22 protein-coding genes are annotated in these 26,693 nt (G+C 55.4%); 8 read left to right on the top strand and 14 right to left on the bottom strand.

Translation table 11 applies throughout. From position 1 onward, the window contains the following. Positions 1-107: 107 nt before the first annotated feature. Complete coding sequence (locus DHV10_RS21490; RefSeq protein WP_109488475.1) at positions 108-1,037, bottom strand: Rieske (2Fe-2S) protein; 930 nt, start codon at positions 1,035-1,037, stop codon at positions 108-110. Between the two features lie 204 nt (positions 1,038-1,241). Between DHV10_RS21490 and kaiC the strand changes: the two genes are divergently transcribed. The 4 genes from kaiC to DHV10_RS21470 are packed head-to-tail and all read left to right on the top strand — an operon-like array spanning position 1,242 to position 5,813. Continuing rightward, on the top strand, positions 1,242-2,672 hold the full coding sequence (gene kaiC / locus DHV10_RS21485; RefSeq protein WP_109488474.1) for a circadian clock protein KaiC: 1,431 nt from the start codon (positions 1,242-1,244) through the stop codon (positions 2,670-2,672). Positions 2,673-2,720: 48 nt separating this feature from the next. Then, entirely contained in the window at positions 2,721-3,041 is a 321-nt protein-coding gene (gene kaiB, locus DHV10_RS21480; protein WP_109488473.1) for a circadian clock protein KaiB, read from the top strand. 14 nt (positions 3,042-3,055) lie between these two features. After that, positions 3,056-3,430, top strand: a complete 375-nt coding sequence (locus DHV10_RS21475; protein WP_109488472.1) for a circadian clock KaiB family protein — start codon at positions 3,056-3,058, stop codon at positions 3,428-3,430. Between the two features lie 4 nt (positions 3,431-3,434). Continuing rightward, positions 3,435-5,813 carry a PAS domain-containing sensor histidine kinase gene (locus DHV10_RS21470; protein ID WP_109488471.1) on the top strand — a complete coding sequence of 793 codons (2,379 nt, stop codon included), beginning with the start codon at positions 3,435-3,437 and terminating at the stop codon, positions 5,811-5,813. Between the two features lie 284 nt (positions 5,814-6,097). Here the strand turns inward: DHV10_RS21470 and DHV10_RS21465 are convergent, their stop codons facing one another. Further along, entirely contained in the window at positions 6,098-8,863 is a 2,766-nt protein-coding gene (locus DHV10_RS21465) for an ABC transporter permease (protein ID WP_109488470.1), read from the bottom strand. Beyond that, entirely contained in the window at positions 8,856-9,188 is a 333-nt protein-coding gene (locus DHV10_RS21460) for a PadR family transcriptional regulator (RefSeq protein WP_239461973.1), read from the bottom strand. Before DHV10_RS21460 ends, DHV10_RS21465 begins: the two co-directional genes overlap by 8 nt. A gap of 169 nt (positions 9,189-9,357) precedes the next feature. On the opposite strand from DHV10_RS21460, the gene DHV10_RS21455 reads away from it, so the two are divergent. Beyond that, on the top strand, positions 9,358-10,395 hold the full coding sequence (locus DHV10_RS21455; protein WP_162601746.1) for a methyltransferase: 1,038 nt from the start codon (positions 9,358-9,360) through the stop codon (positions 10,393-10,395). Between the two features lie 82 nt (positions 10,396-10,477). Here DHV10_RS21455 and DHV10_RS21450 read toward each other — a convergent pair whose 3' ends face one another. From DHV10_RS21450 to DHV10_RS28395, 3 genes are all read right to left on the bottom strand, one after another. Beyond that, the gene (locus DHV10_RS21450) at positions 10,478-10,873 is read right to left on the bottom strand and encodes a hypothetical protein (protein WP_162601745.1); all 396 of its coding nucleotides are present in this window, start codon (positions 10,871-10,873) and stop codon (positions 10,478-10,480) included. Between the two features lie 243 nt (positions 10,874-11,116). Further along, positions 11,117-12,130 (bottom strand): FecR domain-containing protein, encoded by a 1,014-nt coding sequence (locus tag DHV10_RS21445; protein ID WP_109488467.1) that lies wholly within the window; start codon positions 12,128-12,130, stop codon positions 11,117-11,119. Then, positions 12,127-12,528: an RNA polymerase sigma factor gene (locus DHV10_RS28395; RefSeq protein WP_420818757.1), complete on the bottom strand. Its 402-nt coding sequence runs from the start codon at positions 12,526-12,528 to the stop codon at positions 12,127-12,129. The genes DHV10_RS21445 and DHV10_RS28395 overlap by 4 nt, the downstream gene beginning before the upstream one ends. Here DHV10_RS28395 and DHV10_RS28050 point away from each other — a divergent pair. From DHV10_RS28050 to DHV10_RS21430, 3 genes are all read left to right on the top strand, one after another. Continuing rightward, the gene (locus DHV10_RS28050) at positions 12,472-12,603 is read left to right on the top strand and encodes a hypothetical protein (protein WP_275425934.1); all 132 of its coding nucleotides are present in this window, start codon (positions 12,472-12,474) and stop codon (positions 12,601-12,603) included. The two genes, DHV10_RS28395 and DHV10_RS28050, sit on opposite strands and share 57 nt — an antisense overlap. Positions 12,604-12,907: 304 nt before the next feature. After that, positions 12,908-13,393, top strand: a complete 486-nt coding sequence (locus DHV10_RS21435; RefSeq protein ID WP_162601744.1) for a dioxygenase family protein — start codon at positions 12,908-12,910, stop codon at positions 13,391-13,393. After that, positions 13,393-13,989: a YceI family protein gene (locus tag DHV10_RS21430; RefSeq protein WP_109488464.1), complete on the top strand. Its 597-nt coding sequence runs from the start codon at positions 13,393-13,395 to the stop codon at positions 13,987-13,989. The genes DHV10_RS21435 and DHV10_RS21430 overlap by 1 nt, the downstream gene beginning before the upstream one ends. A gap of 1,298 nt (positions 13,990-15,287) precedes the next feature. Here DHV10_RS21430 and DHV10_RS21425 read toward each other — a convergent pair. The 8 genes from DHV10_RS21425 to DHV10_RS21390 all read right to left on the bottom strand — a co-directional run bounded on the left by DHV10_RS21425 (position 15,288) and on the right by DHV10_RS21390 (position 26,576). Continuing rightward, positions 15,288-16,316 carry a GlxA family transcriptional regulator gene (locus tag DHV10_RS21425; RefSeq protein WP_239461985.1) on the bottom strand — a complete coding sequence of 343 codons (1,029 nt, stop codon included), beginning with the start codon at positions 16,314-16,316 and terminating at the stop codon, positions 15,288-15,290. A 71-nt stretch (positions 16,317-16,387) separates the two neighbouring features. Beyond that, positions 16,388-20,983 (bottom strand): efflux RND transporter permease subunit, encoded by a 4,596-nt coding sequence (locus DHV10_RS21420; protein WP_109488462.1) that lies wholly within the window; start codon positions 20,981-20,983, stop codon positions 16,388-16,390. Positions 20,984-20,991: 8 nt separating this feature from the next. Further along, positions 20,992-22,224 carry an efflux RND transporter periplasmic adaptor subunit gene (locus DHV10_RS21415; protein WP_109488461.1) on the bottom strand — a complete coding sequence of 411 codons (1,233 nt, stop codon included), beginning with the start codon at positions 22,222-22,224 and terminating at the stop codon, positions 20,992-20,994. Positions 22,225-22,321: 97 nt separating this feature from the next. Continuing rightward, positions 22,322-23,101, bottom strand: coding sequence for an isocitrate lyase/PEP mutase family protein (locus DHV10_RS21410; protein ID WP_109488460.1), 780 nt, complete (start codon positions 23,099-23,101; stop codon positions 22,322-22,324). A 225-nt stretch (positions 23,102-23,326) separates the two neighbouring features. Then, positions 23,327-23,710 carry a putative quinol monooxygenase gene (locus DHV10_RS21405; protein WP_162601742.1) on the bottom strand — a complete coding sequence of 128 codons (384 nt, stop codon included), beginning with the start codon at positions 23,708-23,710 and terminating at the stop codon, positions 23,327-23,329. 137 nt (positions 23,711-23,847) lie between these two features. Next, positions 23,848-24,837, bottom strand: a complete 990-nt coding sequence (locus DHV10_RS21400) for a zinc-dependent alcohol dehydrogenase family protein (RefSeq protein WP_109488458.1) — start codon at positions 24,835-24,837, stop codon at positions 23,848-23,850. A 76-nt stretch (positions 24,838-24,913) separates the two neighbouring features. After that, positions 24,914-25,624 (bottom strand): SDR family NAD(P)-dependent oxidoreductase, encoded by a 711-nt coding sequence (locus DHV10_RS21395; RefSeq protein ID WP_109488457.1) that lies wholly within the window; start codon positions 25,622-25,624, stop codon positions 24,914-24,916. A 79-nt stretch (positions 25,625-25,703) separates the two neighbouring features. Then, the gene (locus DHV10_RS21390; RefSeq protein WP_109488456.1) at positions 25,704-26,576 is read right to left on the bottom strand and encodes an SDR family oxidoreductase; all 873 of its coding nucleotides are present in this window, start codon (positions 26,574-26,576) and stop codon (positions 25,704-25,706) included. Between the last annotated feature and the right edge of the window lie 117 nt (positions 26,577-26,693).

Raw genomic sequence — 26,693 nt, 5'->3', positions numbered from 1 at the left:
AACTCTTGGCGGGAGCTGCTCCCAAGCAGACAGCTCAATGCCGCGCTGCCGGGTCTCAACTTCGAAAGCGAGCAGCAGGAGGTGTAAGCACAATGCTGCTCCGGCAACTAAACGGGCAGAGACGGCTGAACCGAGTGAAGTGATTGTGAACCATCCGGATTGGGTAAAGGCGCCTTCCTTATTTCGATCTGTCCGTCATGTGCGCGGACTTCGAGGCGTGGCTGCGGGTGTACCGCAGGTCCGTTAACGACGTGGCCATCTTCGAGGCTAAACCGCGAAGCGTGATACGGACATTCAATGCAGTTGTCCACCAGCTTGCCTTCGGAAAGAGGTCCACTGAAATGTGAGCAGGTATCGGCCAAGGCAAAGAGACGGCCGGCTCGGCGGACGAGAAGAATCGGCACGCCCTCAGCCATCACCCGGGTCGGCTTGTCGTCGGCTAGCTTAGATTCCTGAATAACGGGAACGAAATTGTCGGGAAGAACCTGGCCGGGGGTCCGGTCAACGCCCACTCGCTGTTCATAGACCAGCTTTCCGCCGAGATGTGCCGCGTAGCTCATTACAGCGAAGCCAAGAACACTGGCAGCGCGGCCACTTGTACGGCATGTCTTTCTTCGCAACAACAGAGATATGGCAAACAGGGCGGTTCCACCAACGTTCATGAGCCCGTGAATCAATCCGAGACGACGGGCCGGTGGATCCACGTCCGACCAATCTGTGATGCCAGTTGCTGCCGCCCCTGCTGCCCCCGCCAGTCCTATGGCGATTAAAGCGTCCGCTGCTGGGCCGAACTCACGGCGCTCAACGATCAAATCTAAGAGATCGAAGTACATCGCGGCTGTCCACGCCCCGATCGGCACGTCTGTCAGCACGACGTGCAACGGCTCGCCCAACCAGGTACCGTTCAGAAAATTTCTAAGCTTTTGTGCTTCTTCATTTCCCCCGGCGTAGAGAGCTTTATCAACGATCTTCTGGAGCCTTTCGTCAGCCGGAGGTTGTTTAGCCGCCATTGACCGGTCGTTAGAATCGTCAGCCATTTCATCTTTGATGCACCTCGGCTGCGCCTGAACGCGAACCTCCCCTCCGACGCGACTTCGCGCTGTGACGAGAACGGGCCACCGCGAACTAGGTGGACCGCAAGCCAGCTCAAAACTTTTGGACGCAGCGTTCCGGGGGATAACTTAGCTCTATCCTTTTTCGCATCAAGGGTTTAATATTCAATCCTGAAACGGGACCGATCGATGGGTAAAGATAAAATTGGGCTTGCCAAGGCCCTCACTGGGATTCAGGGCCTCGACGAAATCACGGCTGGCGGGCTACCTGCCGGCCGAACCACTCTGGTCTGCGGGAGCGCAGGATCGGGCAAGACCGTACTTGGTCTCGAATTCCTCGTTCGTGGCGCCATCGAGTTTGGCGAACCAGGCGTTTTCATGGCTTTCGAAGAGACGGCCGACGAGCTCACCCAGAATGTAGCTTCTTTCGGCTTTGACCTGCCCGAGTTAGAACGCGCAGGTAAACTGGCCATCGATCATGTCTTCATCGAACGAAGTGAGATCGAGGAGACCGGGGAATATGACCTTGAAGGTTTGTTCATCCGTCTCGCCAGCGCTGTCGATTCGATCGGAGCAAAGCGAGTCGTTCTCGACACCCTCGAAGTCCTTTTTGCCGGGCTTCGCGATCAGTCTCTCCTCCGAGCTGAGCTACGCCGCCTTTTTCGTTGGCTCAAAGAACGAGGATTGACCGCGGTTGTAACTGGAGAGCGTGGCGATGGATCGCTCACCCGCTACGGACTAGAGGAGTACGTGGCCGACTGCGTCATCCTGCTCGATCACCGCATTTACGACCAGATCTCAACGCGACGGCTACGCATTGTCAAGTATCGAGGGACCGGGCACGGCAGTGATGAGTACCCCTTCTTGATGGGCCCGGAGGGCATCTCCGTGTTCCCGTTGACCTCTGTCGGCCTGACCCATGGTGCATCCGATGAGCGCGTCTCATCCGGCGTACCGGAACTGGATCAAATGCTTGGCGGAAAGGGCTTCTTCAAGGGAAGCAGTGTTCTTGTTTCTGGGACACCGGGTACGGGCAAATCCAGTTTGGCGCTGGCCTTTTTAAAGGCCGCATGCGACCGGGGAGAAAAGGCGCTCTATTTCGGTTTCGAGGAATCGAAAGCTCAGATTGTTCGCAACACGTCCTCGATCGGGCTCAATTTGCAACCTTGCGTTGAGGAAGGCTTGCTTCAGATTCACAGTGTCAGGCCGAGCAATCTCGGGCTTGAGGCGCACCTGGCCTCGATGATTCAGGTAATCAGAGATTTCGATCCTTCGGTCGTGGTCATCGATCCTATATCGAACTTCACCACATCAGTAGAGCAGAGCAGCGTCAAATCAATGCTCATCCGGCTAGTCGACTTCCTGAAGATGCAGCAGGTCACCGCGCTTTTTACCCACCTCACTAGCTACGGAGCTCCTTCCGATCGCACAGACGAGCAAATATCCTCGATCATGGATTCCTGGATATTGTTGCGAGACACAGAAAAAGACGGCTTCCGAAGCTTTGGCATCCTTGTCCTTAAATCCCGCGGAATGGCTCATTCGCATGTGCTAAGACAGTTCGTGATCGGAAACAATGGGATTCACATTGGAGAGGCCGCCGATCCCAAAGTCGATTGATAACGTCAAGAAACGACTTCTCTAGCTTGATCGTTCGAAGGGAGAAAAATGGATCCCAAGGATACTAAAAGCGACGATCCGTCGAGAACTTGGCTTCTGAGACTTTATGTAGCCGGACAGACGCCGAAATCGGTCGCCGCGTTCACAAACCTCAAGCGGATCTGCGAGACGCATCTAAAAGGTTTGTATCAGATTGAAGTGATCGATCTGCTCGTTCAGCCTCAGCTCGCAAAAGGCGATCAGATCATCGCGGTGCCGACTCTGGTTCGCCAATTGCCACCGCCTGTAAAGAAGATTATCGGCGACTTAGCTAAGGAAGAGCGTGTGCTAATCGGCCTGGATCTCAAGTCCGCGGTCTCCATCCGATAGAGAGCAGGAAAACTATGCAGGATCGACCGGACGAACGACCCGGCAAAAATCGAAATTCTGAGTCCCAGACGGATCAAACTCTACACGAATTCGAACGGCTGGTCTCGGGTCTCTCACCCCCGAAGTACGTCTTCAGGCTGTACGTCGCTGGAAATACGAATCGATCTACTCAAGCGATTACAAACGTGCGCCGAATTTGCGATCAATATCTGGCCGGCTTCTATGAACTGGAGGTAATTGACGTCTACCAAACCCCCGGTTCGACAAGGGACGCCAACATTGTAGCTTTACCGACCCTCATCAAAGAATTTCCACTTCCCCCCAAAAGGTTCATCGGCGACATGTCGAATGAAGAGAGAATTGTTGTCGGGCTGAAATTGGGGAAATAGGGCCATGCATTCCAGGGATCTACAAAGCGAGAGAGTGATTGAGGAGATGGAATCTCTCCGTACTAGATTGGCGGAAACGGAAGAAAAGCTCTCAGAAGCGCACGATCTCATCTCAGCGATCCGGTCGGGTGAAGTCGACGCGGTGGTTGTCTCAGGACCTAAGGGCGAACAGGTCTTCACGCTCCGCGGCGCAGAGCACGCGTATCGAGCACTCGTTGAAGCAATCAATGAAGGCGCTGCCACCCTGACGCTCGATGGAACAATCCTCTATTGCAACCAGCATCTTGCCGACCTGATGAGCCTTTCTTTGGAACAGATGATTGGTCAGCGCTTTGTAAATCTGCTCGATCCGTCAGCCGTAGATACGATGGAGGCTCTTGCGCGTCGCGCGTTGAACGGAACTCCCGTCAAAGCCGAGATTGAGCTACGTTCAGGCGGACAACTCATCCCTGTACAACTTTCGGTAAACGAAATGAGGATGGATGGGCCCATTGCTCTATGTATGATCGTGACCGATCTCACCGAAACCAAGAAATGGGAAAGAATGGTTTCAGAGGGAAAGCTGGCGAGTTCCATCCTCGAGAGTTCGGCGGAGGCCATAGCAGTCTGCGACGAGACGGGTAGAATTATCGCGTCGAACGCCGCCCTGAAGCGTTTGTGTGAATGTAATCCGCAATTTGAGCACTTCGATCAGGCTTTCTCGTTGACCACGACAGAGGGAGATCCCGCTGAAGAATTCTCCGTCATTTCCGCTTTGAACGCCTCAATCAGAGCAAAGGAGGTCCAACTTCGGCTCAGTGACGGGACGGTATGCACTTTGCTGCTGAGTTCGGGTCGGATTAAGGCAGCCTCGAGTGTCGCAGGATGCGTTTTAACACTTACTGACATAACGCATCGAAAGCGGGTCGAACAAGCGCTCGTTGAAAACGAACAACGCTTGCGTTTGGCCCAGCAAGCTGCGGCAATCGGCACATTCGAGTGGGATCTCCGAACGAACGAAAACCGCTGGACTCCAGAACTCGAGGCAATGTACGGATTGGATCCTGGAACTTTCGGGCGGACGCAGAATGATTTCGAACAACTGGTTCATCCCGAGGACAGATCGAAGGTTCTTGAAGACGTCAATCTAGCGCTTAGGACCGGTGTTCCTGCACAGGCCGAATGGCGCACCACTTGGCCCGACGGTAGCATTCATTGGATCCTGGGACGGTGGCAAACCTTCAAAGACGAATCTGGAGTACCGGCCCGAGTCGCAGGAATTAACATCGATATCACTTCACGAAAAACTGCAGAAGAGGCGCGACGCCATCTCGCTGCGATCGTCGAGTCGTCGGATGATGCGATCGCCAGCAAAGACCTCCATGGAATTGTGACGAGTTGGAATCCGGGGGCGGAGCGTCTATTTGGCTATTCTGCACAGGAAATGATCGGCCAGCCTATACGACAAATTATTCCGCCCGAATTGCAGGAAGAAGAGGACCGTATCCTGGCGACGATCGCCCGCGGTGAGCGGATCGAGCACTTCGAAACGGTACGGCTCGCTAAAGACGGCAGGCGGATTGATGTCGAGCTGACAATTTCTCCCATTCGCGATGAAGCGGGTCAGATTTTTGGAGCTTCAAAGATCGTTCGTGACATCACTCAGAAAAAGCAGACGGAGCATGCCCTTCGGATGACGGAGCGATTGGCTTCCGTGGGCAAGCTAGCTGCTACGGTGGCCCACGAGATCAACAACCCGCTTGAAGCCGTGACGAATCTGCTCTACCTAGCGCGCTCTTCTAGTGATCCGAAAATGATCCAGTCCCTTCTCGCCCAGGCAGATGAAGAACTGGGGCGTGTTGCCCTTCTTAGCAAACAGACGCTTGGATTCTACCGAGAGAAGAGCGGGGCGAAGCCGCTAAGGATTGGCAATATTGTCGAGCCTCTCGTCACCGCATTTGCCTCGAAGGCCAGAAACCGGTCAATCGATCTCAGAGTTGAAATCCGGAGCGATCCAACAATTCTTGCAATTGAAGGAGAAATCCGGCAAGTTATTGCGAATTTATTGAGCAATAGCATTGATGCGATTTTTGGTGGCGGAACGATCCGAGTTCGAGTCTCGGCGGGTCATGCCTGGGACGAAACATCGCGATCCGGCGTTCGAATGACGATCGCCGATTCGGGGAGCGGCATCGCTCCTGAACACCGGTCAAAACTTTTTGAGCCGTTCTTCACCACAAATAAGGATGTGGGAACAGGGTTGGGTCTCTGGATAGCCAAGGGGATTGTCGAGAGGCACAACGGAACTCTCAGGTTCAAATCTTCGAGAGTCCCAGGCAAGTCCGGCACTGCCTTCACAGTCTTTCTGCCAGGTGACGTGAAGCCAAAATTAGTTGAGTCCTGACCGCTTTACTGAGCTTAGCCAAGCACCAATGCTATTGGCAGTTGTGCCTAAGTGCTCTCACGTCCTCTGCCCTAACGACTTCTGCCCTAACCGCTGCCGGATTCATAAGATGAACTCCTAGGAAGAAACAACTGACTGCCTAGACCCGGCACTTGGTTGCCGCAATTCCCTTGCCCGGACAACCTCGCTACTGATTGACACTTCAAATGCTCGCCCGGTTCGAATAGTCCTGTTAGCCTGTGGAACCGTGAGTACACGCACTTACGGTTAAATTCCTACGCAAGTCACTCTTGTCGCAAAGCTGCAATAGGATCCAATCTTGTTGCGCGGATTGCTGGAACAGTTGCCGCGGCCATCGCGATTGCGGCCAGTACGGCGCAGCCGACGAATATCGCCATGGGATCGTGAGGGGTCATGCCGAATAGCAGAGCGGATACGAGTCTTCCGAGCAGCAATGCGAGCGCGATTCCTACGGTGACGCCAAGCGCAACGAGACCGGTCGCCTCATTCAGGATCAAGCGCAGCACGGAACGTCTTCCAGCACCTAAGGCGATTCGGATTCCGATCTCGTTGATACGACGTGTGAGCATATAGGAAAGCACGCCATAGAGTCCTATCGTGGCCAGAACCGTCGCTAGAATGCCGAACAGGACTGAGAGCATGGCCATCAGGCGTTCGCGAACCAGGCTCTCTTTGACTTCCTCTGGGAGATTGCTGTAGACGATCACGGCTTGGGGAGCTGCCTCCGACAGCACACGATTCGTTTCCCGGATCGATTCCGCGGCGCCCAGCCTCGAGCGGATAAGGATGCGAGTGAATTGCGATGGATCCTCGTCCTGAGAAGTTGCAAGGAACATCTGCGGGAGATTTTCTTCTTTCAGACTCCGATACTTCGCATCCCGTACGACCCCAACGATCGAATAACGCTGTTGGGGAGAAGTTGGCGTCGTCGCAACGTTCACGATTTTGCCGATTGGTTCTTCCGATCCCAGGTGCATTCGAACGAAAGCCTGATTCACGATGGCGACTGGAGGAGAATTCACCGTATCCGAAGCGAGGAATGTCCGACCGGACACTAGCGGGATGCGCATCGTAGCGAAGAACTCCGGTCCCACCCGATTGAACCAACAATCCTTTTCATCGCTGCGACCCTTGCTCTCGACCCACACAGCGTCATCCCAGCCACCTCCGCTGAGGGGCCTGATCACCGTCTCAGTCGCGTTCTCGATGCCGGGTTCTGCCTTGAGCCTTTCGATAAGTGCGCGCCGAAACGCGAGACGTTGTTGCTTGGGCAGCTTCGCTGAGCTTGCATCAAGATTCGCGAGCAAAATGCCACTTTGATCGAATCCAAGATTCACCCGAAACAGATTTACCAGGCTCTTTGTGAAAAGGAGCGCTGCGATCACCAAAACCGTCGAAAGCGCCATTTGTGTTGCCGCCAACAATTTTCTTGTGCGGAAACGATGCCGTGTCCCAACTAATCCCCGGCCCGAACTCTTGAGAGCAGAACCGGGGTCGGCTTGCGATCCCCGAATCGCCGGCATGAGAGCGAACAGTAAGCAGGTGAGGGTGGCTAGCGCGATCGTAAACAGGAGCACACGGTAGTCGGGACGGACGTCGAGGAAAACGGCCAGCGAGCGTGTCCGTAGAAAGGAGACCAGGTACTGGCTCAGGAGCGGGGCGAGACACATCCCCAAAGCCGCACCGCCGGCAGCAAGCAGAGCGCCTTCGGCCAACAGCTGCCGAATCAGACGAACTCGACTTGCGCCAAGAGCCAAACGAATGGAAAACTCTCGTTCCCTCACGGCTGCACGGACCAAGAGCAAGTTGGCAAGGTTGGCGCAGGCGATCAGCATTACCAGAACGGCCATGCATAACAGGAAGGTCAAAGGCCCTGAGTAGTCCCGTCTAAGAATACTTACGCCAGATGCCGCTGGGTAAGCGGCCAGCTTGGAACTGCGATATGCGGGCACAGCATCAGGGGGATAGTTCGGAGGCACGGTGGAGCTGAAAAGGCCGGGAGAAAGGGACAGCAACTGGGAGTTCAGTTGCTCAGTCGTTGTACCCGGCTTGAGGCGACCCATTACAGTCAGCCACCAGTCGCGGCCTGAGTTTAACCGGTTGTACTCTCCCATCAGCATCGGTTCAGCACAAAGCGGGACCGCAACGTCGAAGCCTCGTCCAACTTCCAGTCCCGAAAACCCGGATGCTGCCACTCCTATAACTTGGAAAGCGTGCTTCTCCAGTGTGATCCGACGGCCGACGATGTTTGCCGCTCCGCCAAATGCGGACTTCCAATAACGGTGACTCAGAACCGCTACGGGATTCCCGCAGCCCGGCGTATCGTCGCTGGTGGCGATCAGTCGTCCGAGAACTGGTTGAACTCCAAGCGAAGAAAAATAGGATCCACTCACCTCGATGCCCTCGACGAGATGAGCCTCTCCAGAACCAGCTACATTGAATTGGTCTCGATACCAGGCAAACAGTCCGTCCACGCCGAGAGTCTGGCGGCGCAATGTCTGCCATTGTGGATCTGTTAGAACTGGGCGACTGGCGTAGAAGCTTCCCCGCGCGCCGCTCATTTCGATCATGTGGATTTCCATCAATTCCTGAGGGCTACGAACGGGAATTGGACGGAGACGAAGGGCTTCGAAGATCTGAAATATAGCTGTGTTGGCCCCAATGCCGAGCGCGAGCGAAAGCAGAGCAGTCGCAGTAAACGCAGGTGCAAGCCTCAATCCTCGCAACGCATAGCGAAGATCGTAGCTCAGAGATCGGAGCGTTGAGCGGACACCGGCTTTCAGTATGGGGGGAGACGGCTGCGGAGTTGAGCGCTCTTCGATTCGGCGCACCTGCTGACGAAGCTCCTCGCCTTCGAGTTCATTTGCAGTCGTGCGCTCAGCAGTTTCCGGATCCGTCCCAGATGCGAGGGCGTCCTGATAGCGCAATTCAAGGTGTTCCGAGAGCTCCTCGACAAGCTCTGCGTCCCGTCCTGCGGACATCTTAGTGTTCTCGAGGTATTTGACAATGTAGAGCTTCCAGTCAGGCATTCTCGCCTCCCAGAACCTGCGCTACCGCTGCAACAAACCTATCGAAGGCCAATCTATGCTGGAGCAAGGCTCTACGTCCCTGCGCTGTGATCTTGTAAAAGCGCCGTCGACGTTCCCCAGCCTTTTCTAGCCATCGACCCTGAATCAATCCACGCTCCTCCAGTTTGTATAGGAGCGGGTAGAAGGTCGCCACGTTAAACGCAAGTTCGCCCGCAGACAGCTGCTCGATTCGCTTGCAAATGTCGTATCCATGACGGTCGCGAACTTCTAGCACGCTCAGAACAAGCATCTCGGCACTGCCCTTTTTGAATTCAGCGTTGGACAACTGTGTCCTCCATATATGTGAGACACACATATACAACACTGAAGACTCGATTGGCAAGCGAACCGATTGCGCGGTGACCCTCAGGCGAACAAGATCCCGCGATTACGAGCGATTTGGTCGCCAGGGGCCAGCGACGGGTAGTACTATGCTCGGACCTAGGAGGGTGCCCATGGAATTGTCTTCAGATCGAACAGTGGCAAAGACCGGTGAGACCGAGTCGCCGATGAAGCTTATCGAGATATCCGCCGGGTATTGGTTGCCCCGAGCGTTGCACGTCGTGGCCGACCTTCAGGTGGCGGATGTACTCGATGATGAGCCACGGTCAGCTGCATTTCTTGCTGACAAAGTTGGTGCTGACGCCGATTCCTTGGACCGTCTGCTCCGGCTGGTCGCTTCTCACGGCGTTTTCGACCGCCGGGACGACAAATATGTTCACAATGTTCTTTCACGCGCATTGCGGGCTGACCACCCACAGTCGATGCGTGCCTACGTTCAGCTGGTGGGACTTCCTGTCTTTTGGCAGAGCTGGGGAGCTCTGGAGCAGGTGGTGCGCACTGGCAAGCCTGCGGTGGACGACATCTTCGGTTACTTCAAGGCTCATCCTCAGGAATTGGAGACCTTCGACGCGGGAATGAGGTCGAAGGCACAAAGCGCAATTCCTCCAGTGGTTGCGGCCTACGATTTTTCAGTTTTTCGCGCGATTGCCGACATAGGCGGCGGCCAGGGGCACCTGGTAGAAGCGATTCTCAGGTCGTCAGAGCAGACTCGCGGTATTCTCTTTGACCAACCGCATGTGATCGAACGTGTGAAGCTGGATGAGTCAATCGCACACAGGTTAAGTGCACAGGGGGGCGACTTCTTTCGGGGTCCTTTGCCGCGCTGCGACGGATATCTGCTGATGGAGGTTCTGCACGACTGGACCGATGCGCACTCAACGCAGATTCTGCAGCAAATCCGCCAAGCCGCGCCAGATTCGGCCAAGTTGTTGGTGATTGAGACCGTTTTACCGGATGAGAATGCCTGGGCCAACGGAAAGGGCAATCATTTCGGCAATCACATCGACATTAACATGATGGTCCTCACTGGCGGACGCGAAAGGACACCAGCAGAATTTGAGCGCCTGTTCTCGGCATCCGGGTGGTCGCTCTCCCGCCTGATTCCTACTTACAGTCCTTATTCAATCGTCGAAGCGACAGCACGTAGCTGAGAGCAGCAACGCGCGGAAAGGGGGGACTTGCGGAGCGAGAACTTCCGAGGGATTTATAGGAAGCGAATTGCCGACCTTCGACTTACCGCCGCTTAACAGCCTTCTTTGCAGAAGTCTTCACGGATTTCTTGGTCGCTTTCTTTGCCGATGTCTTTTTGGCTGGCGACGTCTTCTTCGCGGAAGCCTTCTTAGCGGAGGGCTTCGTGAACGGTCTCTTCCTGCCTCTTTGCGCGACTGCTCGCTTAGCAGGCTTTTCCGAAGCTTTGTTCGCATGTCCCTTATCAGGCGATTCTGTAAGAGTCGTCACAGCGGCACTCACAGCTGCCTTGACAGAGCCTGCCAGGTCTTCTGCCATTGCCATTCCATATCCGACCTTCTCCGCGGCTTTCTCCACGATCGTTTTCTTTGCCACCTCAACCCCCCTCAGCATTGATATGCGTTTGCTACGAATTCTATGAGCATGTTCGCGCAGGCGCATAGTCCTTTTTCGCCCGAGGCTTCTCCGTACCTTCTCTGTAAAATCAAGCTGGCTGGACGATCGACATGCGTTCAAACCGAGAACGGTGCTCACGTACAAGCATGCAACGCCCGAGGTCTGACTCTAAATCACATTGTTAGACATGCAGGAAGTCTCACCCCGCAACGGCTCCGACTCTGAACCAGTTAACTTGTCTCGTTCCGTGCGACAGAACTGCAGACAGTTCCGGAGAGCACTTCGACGCTACTGAGGCCAGTAGGGGTTGAGCTGCAGAGGACCTTTCTTCTTTATGTTTCCGAGGCCAAGTTCGCGTTCGACCACAGTCCACCATGCGTCTTCTGCCCTCGCTTCTCCCGCGAGTACGGCGGCTCGCGAGACCTCACGCGGAGCAGGAACGAGTTGATTGAGTCGGTCATAAATTCCCGCTCGGTCCTCTGGCGGAGAACGATGCAGCATGTTGAGCAAAGTATAAGCATCCTGTTTGGTTGCGCTCGACAGCAGGCGAGCAAGCGCCGTGCTCCGGAGGCTCGGATTTGGGGAATCCCACCATTCGAGCATCGCATCACGAAATTCAGGACTTGTTTTCTGCATATATGATGGCGAGATCCCTCGAGGGCGAAAGTTCGCTGATGCACCGGCCGGGACCAGCGTTTGCTCAAAACCTCGATCCACTTCCACCCAACCTTCGGTTACCTCGATGGCACCCTCGCCGCTCTGCGAAAATCGAAGATGATAGGTGCACCCTAGATCGATCGCCCGCGCGACAGGCGTTTCTACGATAAACGCGGCTGGTGGGGCGCTGATACGAGCGAGTATCTCGCCATGCTCAAGCCGAAAGCGCCGACGCTCAGGTCGATTCTCGATCAGCCTGAGTATCGAATCGGGCTCGACCTGGACCCACCCCATATCGCCTACCTGAATACGTACCCGGTCCAGGAAACCGGTCTCTATTCGACTCCCTACATCAAGAGACGCAGAAGCCATTGGGACTTCGTCGATGCGTGGTGCTCCTATGATCGCAGTTGCTGTGATCCTTTGCTTCGAAGATGTAGTGTGCCAGGAGATCACGGCAACAATTATCAATACCGCCGCTGTTGCAGAGGCAAAATAGTATCGTCGAGACGCCCACTTCGCGGGACTGAGAGGTGGTTCGCGGAACTCCAACTGCTGGTCAATATGCCGGTAGGGCGCGAGCAGGTTCTCGATCTGCTCAACCTCGGCGTCGCGCCCGGTCCGATCCCAAAGATAGTCGTTCATGAGTGCAACTCCTTGCGAAGCGCTCGACGAAGCAGCTCCATTCCGCGGTGAAGGTTCACACGAACGGAACCGTGCGTCATACCGGTGCGAGCGGCGATCTCTGGTCCCGTGAGACCCTCGACGAGACGCAACATTAACGTTTCACGGTAAGTCTCCGGAAGCGAGCGGAGTGCAGATAGGGCCTCTGACGATTCTGCTGAACTGTTGACACATGTCGCTCCGAACTCTTCTTTGAGCTCTTCTTCGATAACGACCCCTCGGTAGAATTCTTTCGCACGAGTGCGGGCTATCGCACAGAGCCATCCTCCGAACGCAGCCGGATCTCGCAACCCTCGAAGTCGATGAAAGGCAGTGATGAATACTTCTTGCGATTGATCCTCAACTACGGCAAAGGGCAAACGAGCCAGCAGGATGCCGTGCACAACACGGGCGTAGCGCTGATAGAGCGTCCCGAAGGCGTTGCGGTCGCCTAACTGCGCCCGTCTGGCGAGTTCAGCGTCTTTGGCGTCAGCATCCATTGGTTAGATCCGTCGAGATTATTCCTAGCTGTAGGACGTAAATTGTAGGTCGAGTGTTAACAGGCCCTCCATAGCATCTTTCATCGCCTGCTTGTTAACACCTCAGAAGCTATTACCGTCCTTCGCTCGAAGGAGTCCAAACATGGAACACTCACTGGATCGACGCCGGTTCATCTTGTCTACTTCACTAGCCGCCGGAGCTACATTGTTTCGGGCCCCCGTGGCCGCACGCGCGCAATGGCCGATGCCTCCGAGGGAGGTGCCTGGCACTTTCAAAGGGCGCATCGCGCCGTCGATCGAACCAGGTGCTCAGCTCATCATTACTGGTAAGGTGTTCGAAGCCGATTGTCATACACTCGCAGCCGGTGTGACAGTCTACTCCTACCACACCGATGCAAACGGCTTTTACCGCTTTGACCACTACATGCCCGATTGGCAATCGCGGAGACCGCGATTGGAAGGTACGGTACGTACCGGAGCAGACGGCATGTACGAGTTTCAGACCATTCGGCCGGCGCCTTACCCCGAGCACAACAATCCTGCACATGTGCATTTTGTACTGTGGTGGCCTGACGGTCACCGTCAAGGAGATATCGCCTATTTTGTGGGCGATCCGCTTCTCGGTCCTAGCCAGTTTCGGCAGAATGCCAGCACGCTAAACTTCTCGTCCATCCAGCACGTAATCACAGACGGCAACATGCAGCGGCTACATCTCGACTTCCACAAGCACGAGCAGGAGGATTGATGTACCGCGCTCTCAAATGTCTCCTTCTGTTCGGATCACTAATCCATGCCTCTGTTTCGTCTGCGGCTGAAACGTATCTGATAAGACCCGTGTACACAACCGTCCAATTCAAGATTACAAAATGGATGGTTTTACCTGAACAGGGTCAGTTTCGAGAATTTGACGGGACAATGAACTACGATCCCGCGCACCCGGACCAGTCGAACATCACCATGACAGTGCAGGCTTCAAGTATCGATACAAAGGACCCGACCAGAGACGGTGTACTGCGCTCGGATGATTTTTTTGACGTGGCTCGTTTCCCTGTGCTCACTTTTAAGAGCACCTCTGTCCATTCAAACGGACCGAACACGTTGCTGGTTACAGGTGATTTCACCGTGCACGGTGTGACCAAGCGAATCTCTTTTCCGGTAACCGTCCGCGGCGTTCACCAACTTCCAAAGATCGGAAACCTGGCAGGTTTCGAAACAACCTTCACGATCAATCGACGGGATTACGGGGTGCTGGGAGCGAGATGGGGAGCTGTGCCAGCTGCGCTCAGCGATGAGGTCGAGATTCATTTGCTAATCGGGGCGATGGAACCAGCTCACCGCTAACAGAAACCTGAAAACCCTAAGTAGTTGCTTGGCCGGGTAGTACGAGTTAGCCTGCAGTTAGGTGAAAGCCGCTCGCGCCGGTTCGAACCGGTCTTGCCTCAGTGCACACAATCAGCCGCGCCCTTCACGCAATTGCTCATAGTCGTGTTGTGAATCCAGTCTGATACCTGCGAGGTTGTTCCCTGATTCAGGTTGCCCGCTGAGTTCAGCTTTGTATCCACCTCGCGCTCATCCTCGATTCGAAACGCTCAAACGAGACGGACGTTTCAGGAATTTCGGTTTCCCAAATCTGTTTTGTACTAGAAAGCGTGCAACTGGCCTTTGCCCGGACAGGATGGCGCGGTTGAGCGCTGGATGAGAGACACTTCACCGGGCCTTTCGGCCCAGGGAGGGACTGTACAGACGATGCCATTTAAGGATTTGGAGGTGTGTCTCTGGGATCCGCCGCAAGCAGCAACTTGTTCTGACCCTAGTGCTAATTCCCTTACCCAAGCGGTTTCCGCAACGTTGAAACTTCTTGCTGCTGCGGGCGGAGGTGAGCATGCAAAACGGAAGCGTAATACGAAGGACTCGCAAGAAGCGATTCCGTACGTTGCGAGCATCGCCTGAAGGGCGATTAGATCGCGGAAGCTATTTCAGATCTCTGACATTCCGGAATCGTACACATTAGGAATTTGAATCGGACCGCGCAGCCGTTCCGGCGAGGTCCAGGTAGTAATGCGATGACCCACAAAACCACCCACAGCGACCTGGATGAAGCTCGATCGACCCGCGCCTAAGTCATTTGAACCTGCGAAGATTTACGGCAAACCTATCGCTGAAAGCATTCGGTTCATTTCCGATCAAGATCCCTGACATGTGGATTCAATCACTTACGACAGGGTGACAGCCGAAGATCGCCGCGAGAAACAAACTGAACGTTTACGTAAGTCGTTGAAAATAAATTGGCTCCTCAGGAGGGACTCGAACCCCCAACCTCTCGGTTAACAGCTAGGTCTTTTCAGATTTCAACGTTGCTCGTGACTAATCTATGTTGCCTATTCTAAGTAGTTTGGAGCGACTTTGCCTCCCGGCACAGCTGTGGGGATTGACCACAAATACCCGACATTTTGAAACAGTCTACCCACAAATCTCCCCACAGCAAGGATCACTTCTGGGCCGCCAGGTTCATGATGCACTCCTGAGTTCAAGCCGCCGGCTAGCACCTGCATGGCCTCTTTATGCGATCGCAGCAATTCCGCGCTTTGGCGCAAGCGACCGTAGCTTCGCCACCGAACCCGCGACCTCTGCCCAGGCCCTTAGGCCAGGCTTGGACTCACTTCCACGTTCGGCTCCCGGTGCGGTCCACGGACACGTGCCAATTCACCGAAACGCTCCCGGTACTGTTTGGGCGTTACCCCAACCTGTTGGAGGAATGCTCGGCGTAGAGCTTGTTCGTCGCGAAACCCGGTGTTTCGAGCAATCTTGCTCAATGAAGCATTGCGGTCTTCGAGATATTGCATCGCAGCTTCGACGCGAAGCGATTGCACCCAGCGTGCAGGCGTCGTGCTGAATTGGGCCTTGAACTGACGCATGAATGTGCGGGAACTCATTGCGGCGGCCTTCGCAAGATCTTCCACGTCCAGTTTTCGATTCAGATGTGCTTTGACCCAGACAGGAAGATCACGCATTCGCGCGTTCTCTATCCCCTCCTGCTGCGCCAGCAGAGAGCTGTATTGGGACTGCCCTCCGGGGCGCCTCAAGAACAGCACCAAGGTCCGGGCAATCGCAGCCGCCATGGCATGTCCGAGATCCTCCTCGACAAGAGCAAGAGACAGATCAATGCCGGCAGTTACGCCCGCGGTGGTGTAGAACTTTCCCTCTTTGATAAAAATGGGATCGCGTTCCACTCTGAGGTCCTTGTACCGGTTCTGAAGGGCGTCGCACCAGGCCCAATGTGTAGCGACACGGAGCCCGTCGAGTAGTCCTGCGCCGGCAAGAATGAAAGCGCCGGTACATATTGACGCTATACGACGAATGTACGGAGCACGCTCTGCCAACCAATTCGCTAGTTCAGGTGGCTGCGGAACCACCGCTCCATCCCCACCAATCGCAATCAAGGTGTCGATTGGCCCCGAATAGTCAGAGAACTTGCAGGCGTTAGCGATGGTCATTCCGCCGGCTGTCTTGACGGTGCCATCCGATCCCGTAGACAGGATTTGGATCGAATAATGCCGCTCTCCATTGAGCGTTGAACGCTCGAATACCGACGAAGGGCCAGTCAAATCAAGGACTTCAAACGGAGACGCGACAAGGAAAGCGATTACGGGATGGTGGCGCTCCGTCATTTCGTAAGTATCGCACGTCATACATTTGGCATGCTCCGTCGAGGGTTAATGAGCGGCCATTGAGACGGACGCTACTTCGGCGCTTTCCAGCCGCCCCCGAACGAGCGGAATACCACCACCGAAGCGCGCGCGGTATCGACTCGATTTGAAGCCAACTGATCCTGGGCGGTAAGCAACTGGCGGTCTGCATCCAACACGTCAGTCAGAGTGATGGATCCAGCCCGATAGGCCTCTTGCGAGAGGTCGCGGGCGCGCGTCAGCGATTCGACTTCGGCCTGAACCTCGACGCTGTAGGCTTCCGTTTCGGAGAGCGATGCGAGCGCGTTCTCCACATCTTCTGTGGCCTTCAGCACAGCCTGACGATACTCGATGAGTGCCTCTGCATTTGCTCCCTGGGCCTGCTTGACTTCTGCGTTTACCCGGCCAAAATCAAAGAGCCGCCACCTTAACCCAGCGACAGCGGCGGGCTGAAACCCGCCCGAAGTGAGCAGACTTCCCGAATTCAAGCTATCGAAACCGAGAACTCCCGCCAGAGAGATCTTCGGATAGTACTCGGCGATGGCCACTCCGATCCGCTCGTTCGACGCCGCGAGTTGTCTTTCAGCCGCAATAATGTCTGGCCGACGACGCAGCACATCGACGGGCTCCTGATTTGGAATGCTGGGGATCGACGGCACCGGCATAACTGTATCGAGCTCGCGTGCGTAGTTACCCGGCTGCGCACCCAGCAACACGTCCAAGCGATTCAATTGCTTTTCGAGAGCCAGTTGGAGTGGCGGAAGCGTAGATCTAGCCTGCTGGAGAAGAGCTTGTGCCTGCGAGATCTCCCGCTTCGTGGCGGCGCCGGCATCGTAGCGATTCTGCACAAGTTTGAGCAGGTGTTCGTCCGTTTCGATTTGGCTCTTCGCGATTGCGATACGGTCTTGATACCCTCGGATCTGAAAATAGGCGTCCGCTGCATCCGAAGCGACGACGATACGCGTACCGATGCGACTCGCTTCCGCCGCCTGCAGCTCATCGCGTGCGGCTGCTGCGTTATGACGAATGCCACCCGCCACATCCAGTTCCCAGCTCGCAGCCGGACCCACTGTGTATTCGTGAATGTTTCTCCTGAAGCCTGGCGCGTCCCTTGAGATCGTGCCAAGGTTCCCTTCCAGACTCTGGTGTTCGGCAGTTGCCGACGCTTCGAGTTCTCCAGTCGGAAAGAGTCTCGCCCCCGCCCCGGCGGCAGCGGCACGCGCTTGGTTAACACGCTCGAGCGATGCAGCGAGATCCAGATTCTGATTCAGCGCTCGCTCCACAATCTTCAAGAGCATCGGGTCGTGAAACCCAGCCCACCATTCATCGAGCGATGGAGCAGGCGTTTCGCTGGATGTTGAAACCTCCAATTTGTTGTGAAAAGGAGCGAGCGCCGTCCCTGGTAGCGGTGCTTTGTACTTCGGGCCTACCGAGCAGCCCTGGAGGAACATCGTAAGCAACAAAATGGTCAGGCTAGCCGCGGTTGTGGTTAGGGCTGATGCACGAGTCGGTCGATCCGCCGTAACCTTACCTTTCCGCACGAGGGCGTAGAACGCCGGTGTGAACAGAAGCCCAAAGATCGTCACGCCAAGCATTCCGAAGAATACTGTAGTCCCGAGCGATTGCCGCATCTCCGCGCCTGCTCCATGTGCGACGGCGAGCGGCCCCACACCTGCGATGAAAGCGAGAGATGTCATCAGGATTGGCCGCAGTCGCACATGTGCCGAGTGCACAGCCGCTTCCTTAGCATCCACGCCATCGTGGTCCTGGCGTTGCTTGGCGAATTCGACAATCAAAATCGCATTTTTGGCGGCAAGGCCGAGGAGGACGACGAAACCAATCTGCGCGAGGATGTCAATCGGCATCGTCCGGATGTTGAGTCCGGTCGTCGCTGCGAGCAAGCACATTGGCACGATCAGCACGATTGCCAGAGGAATCTTCCAACTTTCGTACTGCGCAGTGAGCACCAGGAACACAAAGAGAGCTGAGGCGCCGAAAATTGCAACCGTCGGAATACCCTTCTTTGCCTGCTGGTAGGCGAGATCCGTCCACTCGAAGGTGATACCTGGAGGAAGTGTTTCCAGTGCGAGCTCTTCGATCCGCTTGAGCGCAGCGCCGGACGAGACGCCCGGAGCGGGCTCACCCATCACTTCGGAGGCAGGATAGAGGTTATACCGAGGTACGCGGTAAGGAGCGGCCTTTTCTTTGAAAGTTGCAACTGTACTAATCGGCACCATCTCACCGTTTGCGTTGCGAACCTTCAGTCTCCCGATCTCATCCGTTGTTTGACGAAACTGCTGATCCCCTTGCACGAAGACCGGGTATGTGCGCCCCAGAAGATTGAAGTCGTTCACATATTGAGATCCCATGTAGAGTTCGAGCGTCGGAAAGACATCGGCAGTTGAAAGACCCACCTTCTCGGCCTTCTCACGATCAATGTCCGCGTAAACACTTGGAGATCCCGCGTTGTAGAGGGTAAAGATCGAGGCAAAGGCCGGATCTTTCCTGGCTGCCGCTACGAGTTTGTTTGTCGCATCCGCAAGAGCTTGCGGCCCAAGTTCGGCTCGATCTTCGAGCATCATCTTGAACCCACCAGCCGAGCCAAGTCCCTTTACCGCAGGCGGGTTCACCACGAGGATATTAGCGCCTTTGAAGCCAGCAAACTTCTTGCGAAGAGTCGCGACCATTGATGCGGCGTTGACCCCATCGAGATGTTCCCCATAGAGCGATGGCAAGGATGTGAATACCGTCCCGACATTAGGCGCGACGGTATTCGTCGTCACATCCAGTCCGCTGACCGGGGACGTGTGCTTGCTTCCCCGCGTATTGAGAGTGATATCGTTCACCCGGCGAACAACTTCATCCGTCCTGGCAAGACTTGATCCTGGGGGGAGCTGACAGACGATGGCCAGGTACCCGATATCTTGTTGTGGAATGAATCCGGTAGCAATCCGGGACATTTGCAAACCGGTCAAGCCGATGAGGGCGAGGTAAACGGCAAAGATGACGCCAGTGACCCTGACGAAGCGACTGGTCATTGCACCATATTTATTGGACAACCATTCAAACGATCGGTTGAAGACATTGAAAAACGGGCGCAGCAGAAGGGCCAGTCCGGTGGGCTCGCAGTGCAGGCAGCCGGCGTCGTGCGGTTTGAGAAGGATCGCACAAAGAGCCGGGCTGAGAGTGAGCGACACGAAACACGAAATAATCGTCGATCCAGCGATCGTGATCGCGAATTGTTTGAAAAACAGTCCGGGGATTCCCGAGATGAATGCGACGGGCACGAAAACGGCGCATAGCGTGAGAGCGATCGCAATCAGGGCTGTCGAGACCTCGGTCATTGTCTCGTGTGCAGCTTCAAGAGGTGACAGTCCTCTTGCCATGTTGCGTTCCACATTCTCAACCACGACGATTGCGTCATCGACGACTATACCGACAGCAAGAACGAGCCCAAACAGGGACAGGTTATTGATTGAACCGCCCAACATTGTCAGGATCGAAAAGGTGCCGATCAATGACACTGGAATTGCAACGACGGGAATGATTGTCGCGCGCCAACTCTGGAGAAAGAGATAGACCACCAGGACCACGAGCAGCACAGCGATAAATACGGTTGTGGTGACCTCGTGGATCGATTGACTGACAAACGTGGCTGGATCGTAGATCTTCAGGTAGTCCACACCCGGCGGGAAGGTCTTTTTCAGTTCTGCCATCCGCTTCCAGATCTGGTGCTCAAGCTCTACGACGTTAGCGTCGGGTGTCGGAACCACGAAAAACGGAGCCCCCGGATACCTGTCCGCGTAAGCAAGCGAGCTATAGTCCGCTGACCCGAGTTCGGCGCGGCCGATGTCGCGAATTCTGGTGACACGGCCTTGACTGTCCGTCTTCACAATCACGTCCTCAAACTGCTGTGGTGTGCTGAGACGGCCCAGGGCTTCGATGTTCAGTTGATAAGCGCCCTTCGTCGTTACCGGAGGTTGATTCAAGACGCCAGCGGAGACCTGCGCATTTTGTGCGCGAAGCGCCGCGAGAATATCAGGCGCGCTAATGTTGTAAGCTGCCGCCTTATCCGGATCGATCCAGATGCGCATCGCGTATTGCCTATCTCCAAACAACTGAAAATCAGCCACGCCTGGCAGACGAGCAAGCTCATCGCGTACATGGATCATGTAATTCGAAAGGTACTCGGGTGATCGAGAGCCATCCGGCGAATAAACGTGCACGCCCAACAGGAGATCGTCGATCGTTTTCTTTACCTGTACCCCCTGAAGCTGAACTTCTCCCGGCAGTCGGGAAAGAGTGTTCTGAACGCGAGTCTGCGTCAGTAACAGGTCTGTATCGGCATTGCTTCCGATTTTGAAGATGACCGTGATCGTGAGTTGTCCGTTGCCGGTCGATTGGCTGCTGATGTACTCCATGCCTTCGACGCCGTTGATCGCCTGTTCCAGCGGGGTTGCGACCGTGCGAGCAATGACATCCGCCGAGGCTCCGGGGTACAACGTTGTGACCTTGATCGTCGGGGGCACGATGTTCGGGTACTGCGCAATTGGCAACGTCAACATGGTAGCCACTCCCGCGAGCACAATGAACACATTGAGAACAATCGCGAAACGTGGGTGTTCGATGAAGAAATGGGTGAGTTTCATGTCCTGCCTCAGTTGGTCCCTTCATCGGAACCCGCAACGATCGTGTCATCCTTCGTCGATACCTTTGCCCCCGGGACGACGGGCGGTCCACCGATAATCACTCGATCCGAGGCAGCAATTCCGGAGTAAATCACGCGCAAGCCATAACGAAGATCGCCGGCCTGCACCTTTTTCTCCTTCACTGCCCCGTCCGATCCGACAACCAGGACCATGCGGTCAGTCTGGTCCGCCGATACGGCAGCATCGGGAACAAGCAGAACCTGTCTGAAGGAGGAGAGGTTCACCCGCACGCGACCAAATTCGCCTGGAGTCAGGAGAGAGTCAGAATTCGGCACGGTGGCGCGAGCATGAATCGTGCCGCTTGAACGATCAAGGCGATTGTCGAGAAAGTTCAATGTTCCATGACGATCAAACCTATTCTCGTCTCCCAGGGCGATGTCTACTTTGTTGGCAAGCCCAGCCTTTTCAGACGTCCGTCCGCGCTCGAAACTGAGGTAGTCGGCCTCGCTCATGTCGAAATTGAGGTAGATCGGGTCGATTGAGACGACAGTCGCGAGAAGAGTTGTGTCGTTACCTCCTCCTCGGTTTCCGGAAATCAGATTCCCGATCGACACCAGATGGGTTCCCATACGCCCGGAGAATGGTGCATACACGTGGGTGCGATCAAGATCGAATTTTGCGTCCCGGACAAGAGCCTCTGCCTCATCAAGCGCGGCCTGTGCGGACTTGAGATCTGCGGAACGTTGTTCCACGTTTTCAGCCGTGCCGGCGTCTGTCTTTTGCAACGTCTGGGCTCGGGCGAGTTCCGTCGTGGCCAGTTCGAGCCTGGCCCGCGCTTTCGCGACCTGAGCCGAACTCTCATCGAATTTGATCTGATAGGGAGTCGGATCAATGATGAATAGCAGGGCTCCTTTTCGCACAATATCGCCATCCTTGAATCCGATAAACGTCAGCGTCCCGCCTACCTGCGCCCGGAGCTCTACCTGGTCGACGGGCGAAAACTGCCCAAGGAACTGAATTCTTCCGTGAACCTCTCGTTCGAGCGGCTGGCTGACACTGACGACCGGTGCTGGTGCCGTAGCTTTGGCAACTGCTCCGCCCGAAAACCTGGGCCCTACGATTACAGCCGCCACGACGATCACGATCAGGGCAGCGATTCCGACGTATACCTTTGGACCGCGCTTAACCGGGTCTTTCTCTTTTGTGGAATTGGTTCTTGTTTCGACAGTTGCGCTGTCCATGTTTCCTCCGTTCGAGGGTCGTTTTGAATCGATCTCTTAGGGTTTCGCTACGTGCTGCTCCGCTCTGGAAACTCTTGCGAGACTGAAGAGTTCGCTGCTATGCGTTCACTGCACGCGCTGCTTGTTCCAGCGCATTCAGCGCATCGATGTACGGTGTCGCTCCGTAGCTGATTCGAGATACACCATTATCAGCCAGCATCTGAAGCGAGGTTGATGAATCGGCCAGAATGTTTATAGGGATTGGCGATTTCTTCACGAGTTGAGCGATCAAGGAGATTGTGGCGAGCCCCGGCACAAATAGCCCGTCCGCACCAGCCTCCGCATATGCAGAGGCGCGATCAACGAGTGCGGCCAACAGGGCCTCGTCATGCTTTACCGAAGGCCCTTGGAAGAATAGGTCGCATCTGGCATTGATGAAGAACGGAAGGTGCGCTTCATCTGAAGCTTCACGTATAGCTCGGATCCGAGCGGCTTGCGTTGCGGCATCGCGAATGCTCCCTTTGCCGGGAACGCTATCTTCAAAGTTGCAGCCGACCGCGCCTGCGCTGATTGCATGTGCAACATTTTCACCGACTGCACTCGCTTCTTCGCCGTAACCACTTTCGATATCGAAGGTGACTGGGAGTTCGACCGAATTAACTATCTCTCGAAGATTCGGAATGGCTCGTTCGTAGGGATACTGTTCACCATCCTTGAACCCGTGAGCTTTTGCGACCGCCCAGCTACTCGTCGCGATGGCCTTTGCTCCGGACTTTGCGACCGCAGCGGCGCTACCTGCGTCCCATACGTTGTACAGGACGAGAGGATTACCAGGCACATGCAATCCCTTAAAGGCTTCAGCTTTCTTGGTCTGATCCGGTCCTGTTGATGCGGCCATTACGAATCTCCTTTGCCGGGGCTTCCGCTCATGAGCGGAAGACTTGAAATGAGCTCATGTGGATCTTTAGATACCCATCGAAAATGAAAGATGTGACATAAAGAAGGCATCTTCTGCCAACGCACCGCGGCTTATGAATCTGCAGCGGCAAACGTGGATTTACGGTTCTCCTGTCGCTGGCTCACTGCTTCAGATTCAGTGCTCGCCTGGTCATCCGGGGAGCAATTAGTCCTCAAATCCCTGCCATCTTTCGAAAAACGATGCGTCATACTTGCTCAGCAGACCTCTCGCCGCTTCACTAGGTGAACCGTAGACGTCTAAGCTGATCTGCCGACAGCAACGCCGAAATCTTTCTGCGAACTGCGCTCCGAACGTAGTAGCGTGCGCAATTACAGCATCAGAGTCACGGTAGCGCTCGTAGGTATGGCAGACTCTGCGCTCGCCGTCGAAGTACCAGTCGTAATCCAGCGTTCCCGGTTCTTTCTTGCTCGAAGGGATGAGGTCGCTCACAACCGCCTGGAACTCTTCTTGCTTGCCCGCGAGAACTTCTACTTCAATTCGCCAAAAGACCTCATGAAGTCGCATCGCAATACGAGTGCTGTTCTTCATACACAATCCATCCTTTGCTTTTATTCGGCGTCTTGAGTTCACAAGCAGGAGCACAGAAATGCGTTGCCGCATAGGCTGCTTCCAGTGAGTGCTTTCTGATATCTCTAGCCTGCTTAGGCTCCGAGTAACAACGTCGATCAGCGCTTGCCGTTCGGATACAGAATCGCCTTGCCGCTATATTTCGACGCCAGCGTGATAGCGTCCACATATTGATCAAGCTCGAACTCTCCAGCCACCGGGATGACGATCTTGCCTGACGCTACGAGTGGCGCAATCTCTTCGAAAGCTGCTGTCAGCCGTTCTCGATTGCCGGGGATCTTCAGCCAGTTCACGATCCAGAATCCATGCAACGATTTCCCTGTGAAAAGCACAGGGATGGTCGCAATCGTGGGATCGACCCCTCCCATACGACTCCAGAGGACGACGGCACCGTACAGACCGATTGCTTCTATCAGCTGCTGAGTCAGCGGGCCACCCACACCGTCAAGCGCAAGTGGGATGTTTGCGCCACCTGTAGCTTCTTTGATCTGCTTCACGAGATCTGGGCCGTCGGCGATCACGACGTCCCCACCTATCGCCTTGATCTCGTCGATTAAATTGGCAGTGCGGACGATGTTGACCGTCTTGATACCCCGTGCTTTTGCGATCGGGATGACGGAGCGACCTACCGCCGAATTCGCAGCCGTCGAGATCACCCAATCGCCGGCTTTCAATGTCTTGAACTCAGTCAGAATCAAGAGTGCAGTTGCCGGGTTCATTCCTACTTGGGCCATCTGACTCAGGTCACCTTCGGGTAACGCGCGCTGCCATGTTTCTTTAGTCTTGATGCGTGTCGCCCATGTCGTATTCTGAAGCAGTGGTGCGATCACCCGATCACCCACCTTCACGTGCTTCACACCGCTGCCGATCGCAGAAACTCGTCCAACCCCTTCACATCCCAAACCGTGCGGCAGAGGCGGAAGCTCACCGTAAATGCCAGCAATAATGTACTGATCGGTAGGCGAGACGGGCGCGGCTTCAATGTCGATCGTCCATTCATCGGCTGCCAGCGGGCCGAACTCAGGTTGCTCGATGAGTTTGATCACGTTTCGCGGATCGCCGTAACAGGTAAGTTGAAGTGCTTTCATGGCAATTTCTCCAGTGCTATTCCGGTCTAAAGGTGTCGCCTTCACTGCGTCGTTTCAGGCGCCGAAGCGGCCCTAACTAGTGACCTGCAGTGCGACCGCCGTCGACGTAGTGGATTTCGCCCGTGACGTAGTCTGCGTCTTCGAGATAATTCATCGCACGAACCACATCTTCGATCTTTCCATTTCGGTTGAGTGGAGAGAACGATTTCAGGTCCTCTGGGTTCGAACCGGTGTGAAGAGGCGTAATGACGATGCCAAGCGATATCGCGTTGACGCGGATATTGCTTGATGCCAACTCCATGGCCAAACCGCGTGTCGCTGCGACACAGGCTCCCTTCGAGAGAGACGCGACCACGGCCGGAACGGTCTGCAGAGCATGCTCGACCAAGCTGGTGGAGATCTGAACGATATGCCCACCGCCTTGCTTCTTCATTGCCGGAACTGCAACTTGGGTTGCAAAGAAGACGCTCTCGAGATTCGTTCTCATCACTTGCCGGAACACCTCTTCCGAAATGTCCTCGATTCTGCCTGGCCGCCAAATGCCTGCATTGTTGATCAAGGTATCTACTCGCCCGAAGCGGTCGATCGCCGTTTGCACCACTTTGCGAGCGATGATGGGGTCCCCGATGTCCCCTGAAACTGTGATGTAATCCGGGTTGTCAGAAGCCGCGATATTGCGCGCGTTTCCGATGACCCTCCACCCCCGCTCGAGATAAGCCTCAACAAATGCGGCACCGATTCCGGAGGAGGACCCGGTGATAACGACAACTTTACGCTCTGTGGTCATGCACTCCTCTTTCTGATGTTGTTGCACCCGTCGAATCGTGTTCGCACGAGACGGGTGCTTTGCACTGCTTGGGCGATCGTTACTCGGCCTTCAACGTAGCCAGGTGGTCATAATCAAATCCATGAAGCAACTGGGCCTGAAGCGGCTGCATTGCAATATTCGCCTCTGCTGCGCCGAAGCCAGCGCCAACCACCACGCGAGCAGGGCGCTGGCCGGCGGGCGTTGCAATCAGTTGCTCAAGTGTTACGGCGACCTCGTGGGGCTGCGGCGCGTTTCCACTTTGAAAGAAGCCAGCTAAGACCTCGCCGATCTTTCCGGTAAGGCCAGCGACTTCTCCGTACTCGCTTACCCGTCCTGGATCTCCGGGCTGTTGCGGAGCTGCGTACAAACTCGTAGCGAAGGGGCCAGGCTGAACCAGAACGACGTCCACACCCAGTTGCGAAAGCTCGTATCGGTAGCTTTCGGTCAAGGCTTCCAGCGCATGCTTCGACGCGCCGTAAATGCCAACAAATGGGATTGTCACGCGGCCGAGGATTGAACCGATGTTTATGATCAGGCCCGTGCCGCTTTTGCGCATCGAAGGCAACGCAGCGCGCGTCACGCGTTGCACACCGAACACGTTGACGTCGAACATGGCCATGACCTGGTCAGCTGTGAAAGCCTCAGAGATACCCGCAAAGAATTGGCCGGCATTGTTCACCAGAACATCGAGCGTGCCGCCGGTCTTCGCATAGATTTCGTCGAAAGCCCTACCCACGCTTGCGTCACTGGTGACATCGAGTTCGAGCACTTCGATACCCGCCCCGCGCAATTCGGCGGCGGTTTTGGGTGCACTCTTCTCCGTGATGTTGCGCATTGTCGCAAAAACGCGGTGGCCCGCCCGCGCCAAAGATTTGGCGGAATCAGCTCCGAAACCGGCCGAAGCACCGGTGATGAGGACTGTCTTCTTCATGGATTGTTCCTTTGCTGTTTGATCGTGCAGAGTTACGGTTCTGGATTGACGCTGACCAAAGAGCCACCGTCACGCAGGGTCTTTAACAAGCCCCAAGTGTTGCCGGAGGTAAGGCTT

Origin of the sequence: Occallatibacter savannae (genome assembly GCF_003131205.1) — a bacterium.
Lineage (GTDB): Bacteria > Acidobacteriota > Terriglobia > Terriglobales > Acidobacteriaceae > Telmatobacter > Telmatobacter savannae.
Note: the sequence above shows the minus strand (reverse complement) of the source record. Positions and strands in the feature narration are given on the sequence as shown.

What these genes read in the sequence shown, in the direction of transcription:
- DHV10_RS21490 (WP_109488475.1), bottom strand. Translation starts at nt 1,037, where the DNA reads ATGGCTGACGATTCTAACGACCGGTCAATGGCGGCTAAACAACCTCCG.
- DHV10_RS21425 (WP_239461985.1), bottom strand. Translation starts at nt 16,316, where the DNA reads ATGACGGAGCGCCACCATCCCGTAATCGCTTTCCTTGTCGCGTCTCCG.
- kaiB (WP_109488473.1), top strand. Translation starts at nt 2,721, where the DNA reads ATGGATCCCAAGGATACTAAAAGCGACGATCCGTCGAGAACTTGGCTT.
- DHV10_RS21400 (WP_109488458.1), bottom strand. Translation starts at nt 24,837, where the DNA reads ATGAAAGCACTTCAACTTACCTGTTACGGCGATCCGCGAAACGTGATC.
- kaiC (WP_109488474.1), top strand. Translation starts at nt 1,242, where the DNA reads ATGGGTAAAGATAAAATTGGGCTTGCCAAGGCCCTCACTGGGATTCAG.
- DHV10_RS21450 (WP_162601745.1), bottom strand. Translation starts at nt 10,873, where the DNA reads ATGCGCCTGCGCGAACATGCTCATAGAATTCGTAGCAAACGCATATCA.
- DHV10_RS21475 (WP_109488472.1), top strand. Translation starts at nt 3,056, where the DNA reads ATGCAGGATCGACCGGACGAACGACCCGGCAAAAATCGAAATTCTGAG.
- DHV10_RS21465 (WP_109488470.1), bottom strand. Translation starts at nt 8,863, where the DNA reads ATGCCTGACTGGAAGCTCTACATTGTCAAATACCTCGAGAACACTAAG.
- DHV10_RS21415 (WP_109488461.1), bottom strand. Translation starts at nt 22,224, where the DNA reads ATGGACAGCGCAACTGTCGAAACAAGAACCAATTCCACAAAAGAGAAA.
- DHV10_RS21455 (WP_162601746.1), top strand. Translation starts at nt 9,358, where the DNA reads ATGGAATTGTCTTCAGATCGAACAGTGGCAAAGACCGGTGAGACCGAG.
- DHV10_RS21405 (WP_162601742.1), bottom strand. Translation starts at nt 23,710, where the DNA reads ATGAAGAACAGCACTCGTATTGCGATGCGACTTCATGAGGTCTTTTGG.
- DHV10_RS21430 (WP_109488464.1), top strand. Translation starts at nt 13,393, where the DNA reads ATGTACCGCGCTCTCAAATGTCTCCTTCTGTTCGGATCACTAATCCAT.
- DHV10_RS21390 (WP_109488456.1), bottom strand. Translation starts at nt 26,576, where the DNA reads ATGAAGAAGACAGTCCTCATCACCGGTGCTTCGGCCGGTTTCGGAGCT.
- DHV10_RS21470 (WP_109488471.1), top strand. Translation starts at nt 3,435, where the DNA reads ATGCATTCCAGGGATCTACAAAGCGAGAGAGTGATTGAGGAGATGGAA.
- DHV10_RS21410 (WP_109488460.1), bottom strand. Translation starts at nt 23,101, where the DNA reads ATGGCCGCATCAACAGGACCGGATCAGACCAAGAAAGCTGAAGCCTTT.
- DHV10_RS21395 (WP_109488457.1), bottom strand. Translation starts at nt 25,624, where the DNA reads ATGACCACAGAGCGTAAAGTTGTCGTTATCACCGGGTCCTCCTCCGGA.
- DHV10_RS21445 (WP_109488467.1), bottom strand. Translation starts at nt 12,130, where the DNA reads ATGAACGACTATCTTTGGGATCGGACCGGGCGCGACGCCGAGGTTGAG.
- DHV10_RS21420 (WP_109488462.1), bottom strand. Translation starts at nt 20,983, where the DNA reads ATGAAACTCACCCATTTCTTCATCGAACACCCACGTTTCGCGATTGTT.
- DHV10_RS28050 (WP_275425934.1), top strand. Translation starts at nt 12,472, where the DNA reads ATGAAAGGCAGTGATGAATACTTCTTGCGATTGATCCTCAACTACGGC.